Origin of the sequence: Sphingomonas albertensis (genome assembly GCF_014358075.1) — a bacterium.
Lineage (GTDB): Bacteria > Pseudomonadota > Alphaproteobacteria > Sphingomonadales > Sphingomonadaceae > Sphingomonas > Sphingomonas albertensis.
On sequence record NZ_JACONT010000031.1, the window covers coordinates 40,561 to 50,597 of the forward strand.

Here is a 10,037-nt window from a genome sequence, read left to right on the forward strand (position 1 = left end):
TGCGCTGGGATGACGGAGTTAATCTGTGTCATCGCGGCGCTCGCTTAACGGTACGGCGCATCGGCGGCAAGGTTCGCCGCGATCGCGCTTTCCCAACGGTCGCCATTATCGAGCAGCTTCGACTTGTCGTAGATCAGCTCTTCGCGCGTCTCGGTGGCGAACTCGTAGTTCGGCCCCTCGACGATCGCATCGACCGGGCACGCCTCGGCACACAGGCCGCAGTAGATGCACTTGGTCATGTCGATGTCGTAACGCGTCGTACGGCGCGAACCGTCGTCACGCGGCTCGGCTTCGATCGTGATCGCCTGCGCGGGGCACACGGCCTCGCACAGCTTGCACGCGATGCACCGCTCTTCGCCATTCGGATAGCGACGCAGCGCATGCTCGCCACGGAACCGCGGCGACACCGGATTGCGCTCGTACGGATAGTTGATCGTCGCCTTTTCCTTGAAGAAATAGCGGAGCGTCAACGCGTGCGCCTTCACGAATTCCCACAGGGTAAACGACTTAATGATCTGAGCGACGCTCATGAACCCACTCCAACGCGCGTCAGCATGAGATAGCCCGACACGAGGAAAACCCAGAACAGCGAGACGGGGAGGAAGACCTTCCAGCCGAGCCGCATCAGCTGATCGTAGCGATAGCGCGGCACGGTCGCCTTCACCCAGCTGAACAGGAAGAAGAAGAACAGGATCTTGGCGAACAGCCAGATGATCCCCGGCACGTAGTACAGCGGCGCCCAATCGACCGGTGGCAGCCACCCGCCCCAGAACAGCGTCGCGTTGAGCGCGCACATCAGCAGCACGTTGGCGTACTCGCCGAGCCAGAACAGCGCGAACGACATCGACGAATATTCGGTCTGGTACCCGGCGACCAGCTCGCTCTCCGCCTCGGTCAGATCGAACGGCGCACGCTGCGTCTCGGCCAGCGACGAGATGAAGAACATCACCGCCATCGGGAACATCAGCGGGTTCAGGATGTACCCGTTGAAGAACCAGACGTGCGACTTCTGCGCCATCACGATCGCCGACAGGTTGAAGCTGCCGGTCCACAGCACGACCGAAATTAGGATGAAGCCGATCGCGACTTCATACGACACCATCTGCGCGGCCGCACGAAGCGCCGAGTAGAACGGATATTTCGAGTTCGACGCCCAGCCCGACAGGATGATCCCGTAGACGCCGAGCGACGAGGCCGCGAGCACGTAGAGCAGCCCGACGTTGATGTCCGCGAGCACGACGCCGACCCCGAACGGCACCACCGCCCAGACGATCAGCGCGACCGTGAAGGTGATGATCGGTGCCAGCAGGAACAGCGTCCGGTTGGCGGCTGCGGGGACGATCGTCTCCTGCAGGAACACCTTCAGGCCGTCAGCGAAGCTTTGCAGCAGGCCGAACGGACCGACGACGTTAGGACCACGGCGTAGCGCCATCGCCGCCCAGATCTTGCGGTCGGCATAGATGATCATCGCCACCGCGAGCATCAGCGGCAGGGCGATCACGAGGATGTCGATGATCGTCGCGAGGAAGAACGCCCAGTCGTAACCGAGCGAGGATTCGAACCAGGAGATCATTCGGCTGCCTCCGCGTAATCTTCCCCGTGGAGAAGTTCGGCCGAGCAGCGCTGCATCGTCGGCGACGCACGGCAGATCGCGTTGGTCAGGTAGAAGTCCTTGATCGGATAGCCGGAAAGAACGCCCTCACCTGCCCCGTTAAGCGAAGGCGGGTTCCACTCGAACGTCGCGAGCGCCTGATGACGCAGCGCAGGCACGTCCGCGTACATTTCCTCGCGGAGACCCTCGAAGCTGTCGAACGGTAGCGTGTGGCCGAGCGTGTCGGACAGCGCGCGGAAGATCGACCAGTCGTCACGCGCGTCGCCCGGTGCGAACACCGCGCGCTCGCCGCGCTGGACGCGACCTTCGAGATTGACCCACGTGCCGGACTTCTCCGCGTAGGTGACACCCGGCAGGATGACGTCGGCAGCCGCCGCACCCTTGTCGCCGTGATGACCCACGAACACCTTGAAGCCTGCAAACTTGGAGTAATCGACCTCGTCCGCGCCGAGGAAGAAGCCGAGCTTCGCCCCCATCACGTCGGCGATGCCGCCCTTCTGCGCATAGCCGAGCATCAGCCCGCCCATCCGCGAAGCCGCCATGTGGACGACGTTGAAACCGTTCCAGCCGTCCTTCACGAGGCCCAGCGTATCGACGAGCTTCAGCGCAGCCGCATGGCCACCCTTCAGCGCGCCGCCACCGACGATCACCATCGGACGCTCGGCTTTGCCGAATGCCTCGGTCACCGCCTCGGGCAGAGCGCCAAGCAGCGCCAGATCGTCGCCGAGCCACTCGACCTTGTACGTCAGGTCCGTCTCCGGCCCGATCGCAAAGACCTTCGCGCCCTTCTTGATCGCTTTCCGCACCCGCGTGTTCACCAACGGCGCTTCCCAGCGCAGATTGGTGCCCACCAGCAGGATCGCGTCGGCCCGCTCGGTGCCGGCGATCGTCGTGTTGAAATTGACCGCGGCGATGCTCGTCGCGTCATAATCCATGCCGGTCTGACGGCCTTCGAGCAGGCTCGAACCCATCTTCGCGAGCAGCGCCTTGGCGGCGTACATCGTCTCGCAATCGACCAGATCGCCGGCGACAGCCGCAACGCTCGACCCGGCATTGACCGCCTTGATCGCCGCGAAGGCCTCGTCCCAGGTAGCGGGCTGGAGCTTGCCGTTCACCCGGACATAGGGCTTGTCGAGACGACGACGGACGAGGCCGTCGATCGCGTGGCGCGTCTTGTCGGTCGCCCACTCCTCGTTCACGTCCTCGTTGATCCGCGGCACGCAGCGCAGCACCTGGCGACCACGGCTGTCGAGCCGGATATTGGTGCCGACCGCGTCCATCACGTCGATCGTCAGCGTCTTGCGCAATTCCCACGGACGCGCCTCGAACGCATACGGCTTCGACGTCAACGCACCCACCGGGCACAGATCGACGACGTTGCCGCTCAGCTCGCTCTTGACCGCATTCTCGAGATACGAGGTGATCTGCATGTCCTCGCCGCGGAAGATCGCACCGATTTCCTCGACGCCGGACACTTCCTCGGCGAACCGGATGCAGCGCGTGCACTGGATGCAGCGGGTCATGACCGTCTTGACGATCGGGCCCATATACTTCTCGGTGACTGCGCGCTTGTTCTCGTCGTAGCGCGAATGACCGCGACCGTACGCGACCGACTGGTCCTGCAGATCGCACTCGCCGCCTTGATCGCAGATCGGGCAATCGAGCGGATGGTTGATCAGCAGGAATTCCATGATGCCCTCGCGGGCATTCTTGACCATCGGCGAGTTGGTGAAGATCTCCTGCTTGTCCGCCGCCGGCAGCGCGCACGACGCCTGCGGCTTGGGCGGACCAGGCTTCACCTCGACCAGGCACATCCGGCAATTGCCGGCGATGCTCAGCCGCTCATGATAACAGAAACGCGGGATCTCCTTGCCGGCAAGCTCGCACGCCTGCAGCACGGTGGCGCCCTGCGGCACCTCGATCTCTACGCCATCGACTTTGACTAAGGGCATTACTCTGCGGCTTCCATCATCGGCGCGGTGTCGCCACCGCGCTCACGGATACGGCGCTCCATCTCGGGGCGGAAATGCTTGATCAGGCCCTGGATCGGCCATGCGGCTGCGTCGCCGAGCGCACAGATCGAGTGACCCTCGACCTGCTTGGTGACCTGCTGGAGCATGTCGATCTCGGACAGTTCGGCGTCGCCGGTGCGCATCCGCTCCATCACGCGCCACATCCAGCCGGTGCCCTCGCGGCACGGCGTGCACTGGCCACAGCTCTCGTGCTTGTAGAAGTACGAGATACGGCTGATCGCGCGGACGATGTCGGTCGACTTGTCCATGACAATGATCGCCGCGGTGCCGAGGCCCGAGCCGACCGCCTTCAGGCCGTCGAAGTCCATCGCGCAGTCCATGATCTGCGCGGCGGGCACGAGCGGCACCGAAGAACCACCCGGAATCACCGCGAGCAGGTTGTCCCAGCCGCCACGAATACCGCCGCAATGCGTCTCGATCAGGTCGCGGAACGAGATGCTCATCTCCTCCTCGACGACGCACGGCTTGTTCACATGACCGCTGATCTGGAACAGCTTCGTGCCACGATTATTCTCCGCACCGAAGCTTGAAAACCATGCCGCGCCACGCCGCAGGATCGTCGGTGCGACAGCGATCGATTCGACGTTGTTGACCGTCGTCGGGCAGCCGTAGAGTCCAGCACCTGCCGGGAAAGGTGGCTTCAGCCGCGGCTGGCCCTTCTTGCCCTCGAGGCTCTCCAGCATCGCGGTCTCTTCGCCGCAGATGTAGGCGCCTGCACCCCGGTGCACGAACACGTCGAAGTCGTAACCCGACCCGCACGCGTTCTTGCCGATGAAGCCGCGATCATAGGCCTCAGCGACGGCTGCGAACAGCGTCTCGGCCTCGCGAATATACTCGCCGCGGATGTAGATGTACGCGGCGCGCGCGCGCATCGCGAACCCGGCGATCAGCGCGCCTTCGATCAGCTTGTGCGGATCGTGACGGATGATCTCGCGATCCTTGCAGCTGCCCGGCTCGGATTCATCGGCGTTGATGACGAGGAAGTTCGGCCGATCGGGCTTCGGCTCCTTCGGCATGAACGACCATTTGGTACCGGTCGGGAAGCCCGCACCGCCACGGCCGCGTAGCCCCGACGCCTTCATCACGTCGATGATCGCGTCCTGGCCGAGCGCCATCAGGTCCTTGGTATTGTCCCAATCGCCGCGCATGATCGCCGCGTCGATGTTCCACGGCTGGAAGCCGTAGACGTTGGTAAAGATGCGGTCCTTATCGGCGAGCATCAGGCCCACTCCCCCCGGTAATCGTGGTTCGCGTCGACCATCGCCTTCAGCGAGGTCGGGCCGCCTTCGGGGCAGCTTGCGCGACGACCGAATTGCGGCCCCGGCGTCGGGTGCCCGCCATTGGCCAGCGCTTCGAGGATCTCGGTCGTCTTGTCGTAATCGAGGTCTTCGAAGTTATCGTCGTTGATCTGCACCATCGGCGCATTCGCGCACGTGCCCAGGCACTCGACCTCGGTCAACGTGAACATCCCGTCCGGCGTCGTGCCACCCTTGACCAGCCCGCGGTTCTTGCATGCGGCAAGAACGTCGTCCGACCCGCGCAACATGCACGGCGTCGTACCGCACACCTGCACATGAAAGCGACCGACCGGCGCGAGATTGAACATCGTATAGAAGGTCACGACCTCGTACACGCGCATGTACGGCACGCTGATCTGACGCGCGACGAACTCGATTACCGGCACCGGCAACCAGCCCTGCGTCTGGGTTTCCGCCCCGACCTGGCGCTGTGCCAAATCGAGCAACGGGATCGACGCCGACTGCTCGCGACCCTTGGGATAGCGCCCGAGGATCTCGTTCGCCTTCACCTGGTTCTCGTCCGTCCACGCGAACGAACCCCAGCGTGCGCGTGTCTCGGCCTCGTCGGGAATTTTTGGTGCTTCAGCCATCAGCCGTGATCCGTAAGTTCTAGGCGACGTTCGATCCGCTCGACCCGATCGGACATACGATCGAGCCGCGAATTGACGCCGGAAATCGCGATGATCGAACTGCCAAGATGCTCCTCGACCATCGTCATCCGCGTCTTGAGATCGCGGACGTCGAATTTCATCTCGGACATATCGCCCTGCATCTTCTGCAGAACCGAATAGATCAGTTCGTTGGTCACTGCGCCGTTCAGTGCAGGGGTCATCGGTCGCACTCGCCGAACACGATATCCATCGCGCCGAGGATCGCGGTCGTATCCGCCAGCATGTGGCCCTTCGCCATGAAGTCCATGGCTTGCAGATGCGAGAACGCGGTCGGGCGGATCTTGCAGCGGTACGGCTTGTTCGAGCCATCGGCGACCAGATACACACCGAACTCGCCTTTGGGGCTTTCAGTGGCAACATAGACATCGCCAGCGGGCACGTGGAAGCCCTCGGTATAGAGCTTGAAGTGATGGATCAGCGCTTCCATCGACTGCTTCATCTCAGCACGCTTGGGCGGTACGACCTTGCGGTCGAGCGACGCGATCGGCCCCTCGGGCATGTCGCGCAGGCACTGCTTCATGATCCGTGCCGACTGACGCACTTCCTCCACGCGCACCATGAATCGGTCATAGCAATCGCCGCGCGTGCCGACCGGCACCTCGAAGTCCATCTTGGCATAGGCGTCATAGGGCTGCGACTTGCGCAGGTCCCAGGCGATACCCGAGCCGCGGATCATCGGACCTGAAAAGCCCCATCTGATCGCGTCGTCGCGGCTGACCACGGCGATATCGACGTTGCGCTGCTTGAAAATGCGGTTGTCGGCAACAAGCGAGATCGCATCCTCGAACAGCCGCGGCAGGCGCGTGTCGAGCCAGTCGCCGATATCGGCGAGCAGCTTCAACGGCGCATCCTGGTGCACGCCACCTGGGCGGAAATAGTTCGAATGCATGCGCGCGCCCGAGACGCGCTCGAAGAAGTTCATGCAGTCTTCGCGAATCTCGAACAGCCACAGGTTCGGCGTCATCGCGCCGACGTCCATGACGTGCGACCCGAGATTAAGCATGTGGTTCGAGATACGCGTCAGCTCGGCGAAAAATACCCGCAGATACTGCGCGCGCTCAGGCACTTCGAGGTCGAGCAGCTTCTCGACCGCCAGCACCCAGCTATGCTCCATGCACAGCGGCGAGCAGTAATCGAGCCGATCGAAATACGGCAGCGCCTGCGTGTAGGTCTTGTACTCGATCAGCTTCTCGGTGCCGCGGTGAAGCAGGCCGACATGCGGATCGACGCGCTCGACGATCTCGCCGTCGAGCTCCATGACAAGGCGCAACACGCCGTGCGCGGCCGGATGCTGCGGACCGAAGTTGATCGTGTAGTTCTGGATCGTGACGTCGCCGGTCGTGGGATCGGCAGCGTCGGCTTCACCTAGAAGCTCTTCGACATACAGACTCACTGGTTCTGTCCTCCACCCTTGGACGGGATGACGTCCGACTCCACGGGCTTGTCCTGCTTTTGATTGCCGGCGTCGGCATCGCCCGAGCCGGTTTGAGCCGTCCCCTGCGCGTCCTTCTTGGCATAGGACTCGCTCGGTGCGTCCGGCGCCTTGGTCGCAGTCTGCGCCGCATCGGCCTTGACGATCGTGTCAGCCTTGAGTGGCGTCGGCGCACCCTTGGCCTCGGGCAGTGCGCCCTTCTCGTCGCCGGGGAGCACGTAGTTCGCGCCCTCCCACGGGCTCATGAAATCGAACGTGCGGAAATCCTGCGCCAACTGCACCGGCTCGTACACGACGCGCTTCGACTCTTCCGAATAGCGCAGCTCGACATACCCGGTCAGCGGGAAGTCCTTGCGCTGCGGATGACCGCGGAAGCCGTAGTCGGTCAGGATGCGACGCAGGTCCGGATTGCCGCTGAACAGCACGCCGTACATGTCGTACACTTCGCGCTCGAGCCAGCCGGCGACCGGCCAGATGTCCGTCACCGACGGCACCGGCTTCTCCTCGTCGGTCGCGACATGGACGCGCAGGCGGTGGTTCCGCGTCAGCGACAGCATGCAATAGACGACCTCGAACCGCTCTGCGCGATCCGGATAGTCGACGCCGGCGATCTCCATGAGCTGCTGATAGGCAAGCCCCGGCGTGTCGCGCAGCGCGATCATCGCGTCGTACAGGTCTTCGCGACGAACGTGCAGCGCGACTTCGCCGACATGGTCGACCGCGTCGAGCAGCATTCCGCCGAGTGCCGCGCGGGCGCTGTCGATCACGCCGTCGTTGGACGTGTACGCTGGTGCAGGAGCCCTCAACGCTCGATGCTCCCGGACCGCCGGATCTTCCGCTGCAACTGCATGATGCCGTACAACAGCGCCTCAGCCGTCGGCGGGCACCCAGGGACGTAGATGTCCACCGGCACGATCCGGTCGCAGCCGCGCACGACGCTGTAGCTGTAATGATAATAGCCGCCACCGTTCGCACACGATCCCATCGAGATCACGTACTTAGGCTCGGACATCTGGTCGTAGACCTTGCGCAGTGCCGGGGCCATCTTGTTGCACAGCGTGCCGGCGACGATCATCACGTCCGACTGGCGCGGCGACGCGCGCGGTGCGGCGCCGAAGCGCTCCAGATCGTAACGCGGCATGTTGACGTGGATCATCTCGACCGCGCAGCAGGCGAGCCCGAACGTCATCCACCACAGCGAGCCGGTACGGGCCCACTGGAACAGCTCCTCGGTCGACGTGACGAGGAAACCCTTGTCCGTCAGCTCACCGTTCAATCCGTCGAAAAAGCCCTGGTCGGGTGGCACCAGCGAGCTGGAGGCACCGAGTGCGGGCTGAAGCTCTACTCCCAATCGAGTGCTCCCTTCTTCCATGCGTAGACGAGGCCAAGGGCCAATTCGCCGATAAAGATCATCATCGAAATCCACGCGGTCCAGCCGAGCGTGAAGACCGAGACGGCCCAGGGATACAGGAACGCGGCCTCGAGATCGAAGATGATGAAGAGGATGGCGATCAGGTAGAAGCGCACGTCGAACTGGCTGCGCGGATCTTCGAATGCGGGGAAGCCGCACTCGTATTCGCTGAGCTTCTCGGGCGTAGGCTTGTGCGATCCGGTGAGGCGCGAGACGGCCATCGGCAGGAACACGAACGTGCTCGACAATGCGATGGCGACCCCGAGGAACAGGAGGATCGGAAGATAGTGCGACAGGTCGACCAAATTGCTTCTCGCAAGTGCGAACGGAACGGGGCCGCTTTAGGCCGATGGGGGGTTCGGGGCAAGGCGTGGAGGGTGTGAGAATCACTCGCAAGTGGAGGGAGAGGGGGTGGCGGGAAAGATGCGTTACTCGGCGTGCTCGGCTGCAGACGTGGCTGCTGCGAATAGCGGCAACATTACCAAACCGGCTCCGTCACCCCGGACCGGTTCCGGGGTCCACGGTGCCGCAAACCAACGGTCGGAGAGACTGCGGAACAGTGGATGCCGGAACGAGCCCGGCATGACGGACTGCGTGCTGACTAGATCCGACCTCACAATCCTCCCCCGCCAGGGGGAGGTGTCGCCGAAGGAGACGGAGGGGGAGGACACGGAACAGAGGTTTCCCTATCCTCCCCCTCCGTCAGGCTAGCGCCTGCCACCTCCCCCTTGCGGGGGAGGATCGTTCGCAAGCCTTAACGCAGCGCGCCGGCCACCAGCTTATGCAAACGGGAGTGCAGCGCGTCGTTCGCCGCCAAGAACTCGTTGCGCTCCATCGCGCGGTCGCCGCCGCGGAAGTCAGTGACGAAACCGCCAGCTTCCTTGACGAGCAGCATGCCCGCCGCAACATCCCAAGGCTTCAGGTTCGACTCCCAGAAGCCGTCGAACCGGCCGGCCGCGAGCCAGGCCAGATCGAGCGCCGCAGCACCCAAACGACGGATACCCGCAACCTCAGGCGCAACCGCGCCAAAAATCCGGCTCCACTGCGCAAAGTCGCCATGCCCCAGGAACGGAATCCCCGTCGCGATCAGCGATTCGGACAGATCACGCCGCGACGACACGCGCAGACGCTGGTCGGTGAGCCAGGCGCCCCGGCCCTTCTCGGCCCAGAAGCTCTCGTCGGTCAGCGGCTGATACACCAGCGCGGTCGTAACCTCGCGCTTGCCGTTCGGCATCGGCTCCTCGACCGCGATCGAGATGCAGAAATGCGGAATGCCGTGGAGGAAGTTCGACGTCCCATCCAGCGGATCGACGATGAACCGCGGCTTGTTCGGATCACCCTCAACCTCGCCGCGCTCTTCCATCAGCATGCCCCAATCGGGACGGGCGTGGCTGAGCTCTTCGAAGATCGTCTGCTCGGCGCGCTGGTCGGCCTGGCTGACGAAGTCGGCCGGACCCTTGCGGCTCACCTGGAGTTGCTGGACCTCGTTGAAGTCGCGGCGCAGGCGCGGCGCGGCCTTGCGGGCGGCGCGCTCGATGACGGTCATGATGCCGGAATGGCTGGGCATGGTATTCTATCTC

General features: G+C 63.6%; 11 protein-coding genes. All 11 read right to left on the minus strand.

Annotated features, from left to right (window positions below; all coding sequences use genetic code 11):
- Nucleotides 1–44 precede the first annotated feature (44 nt).
- Nucleotides 45–530 (minus strand): NADH-quinone oxidoreductase subunit NuoI, encoded by a 486-nt coding sequence (nuoI, locus tag H8S47_RS13805; protein WP_055877898.1) that lies wholly within the window; start codon nt 528–530, stop codon nt 45–47.
- A complete protein-coding gene (nuoH, locus tag H8S47_RS13810; RefSeq protein WP_056058320.1) occupies nt 527–1,573 on the minus strand; it encodes an NADH-quinone oxidoreductase subunit NuoH in 1,047 nt (348 codons plus the stop codon). Before nuoH ends, nuoI begins: the two co-directional genes overlap by 4 nt.
- A complete protein-coding gene (gene nuoG / locus H8S47_RS13815) occupies nt 1,570–3,564 on the minus strand; it encodes an NADH-quinone oxidoreductase subunit NuoG (protein WP_121885194.1) in 1,995 nt (664 codons plus the stop codon). The genes nuoH and nuoG overlap by 4 nt, the downstream gene beginning before the upstream one ends.
- Entirely contained in the window at nt 3,564–4,865 is a 1,302-nt protein-coding gene (gene nuoF / locus H8S47_RS13820) for an NADH-quinone oxidoreductase subunit NuoF (protein WP_056050371.1), read from the minus strand. Before nuoF ends, nuoG begins: the two co-directional genes overlap by 1 nt.
- Complete coding sequence (locus H8S47_RS13825; RefSeq protein WP_056048529.1) at nt 4,865–5,533, minus strand: complex I 24 kDa subunit family protein; 669 nt, start codon at nt 5,531–5,533, stop codon at nt 4,865–4,867. The genes nuoF and H8S47_RS13825 overlap by 1 nt, the downstream gene beginning before the upstream one ends.
- The gene (locus H8S47_RS13830; protein ID WP_235982893.1) at nt 5,533–5,775 is read right to left on the minus strand and encodes a hypothetical protein; all 243 of its coding nucleotides are present in this window, start codon (nt 5,773–5,775) and stop codon (nt 5,533–5,535) included. The genes H8S47_RS13825 and H8S47_RS13830 overlap by 1 nt, the downstream gene beginning before the upstream one ends.
- A complete protein-coding gene (locus tag H8S47_RS13835; RefSeq protein ID WP_187504415.1) occupies nt 5,772–7,007 on the minus strand; it encodes an NADH-quinone oxidoreductase subunit D in 1,236 nt (411 codons plus the stop codon). Before H8S47_RS13835 ends, H8S47_RS13830 begins: the two co-directional genes overlap by 4 nt.
- On the minus strand, nt 7,004–7,852 hold the full coding sequence (locus tag H8S47_RS13840; protein WP_187504416.1) for an NADH-quinone oxidoreductase subunit C: 849 nt from the start codon (nt 7,850–7,852) through the stop codon (nt 7,004–7,006). The genes H8S47_RS13835 and H8S47_RS13840 overlap by 4 nt, the downstream gene beginning before the upstream one ends.
- Nucleotides 7,849–8,397 (minus strand): NuoB/complex I 20 kDa subunit family protein, encoded by a 549-nt coding sequence (locus H8S47_RS13845; protein WP_187504417.1) that lies wholly within the window; start codon nt 8,395–8,397, stop codon nt 7,849–7,851. The genes H8S47_RS13840 and H8S47_RS13845 overlap by 4 nt, the downstream gene beginning before the upstream one ends.
- Nucleotides 8,388–8,762 carry an NADH-quinone oxidoreductase subunit A gene (locus tag H8S47_RS13850; protein ID WP_121903273.1) on the minus strand — a complete coding sequence of 125 codons (375 nt, stop codon included), beginning with the start codon at nt 8,760–8,762 and terminating at the stop codon, nt 8,388–8,390. The genes H8S47_RS13845 and H8S47_RS13850 overlap by 10 nt, the downstream gene beginning before the upstream one ends.
- 449 nt (nt 8,763–9,211) lie before the next feature.
- Complete coding sequence (locus tag H8S47_RS13855) at nt 9,212–10,024, minus strand: inositol monophosphatase family protein (RefSeq protein ID WP_056048515.1); 813 nt, start codon at nt 10,022–10,024, stop codon at nt 9,212–9,214.
- Nucleotides 10,025–10,037 lie beyond the last annotated feature (13 nt).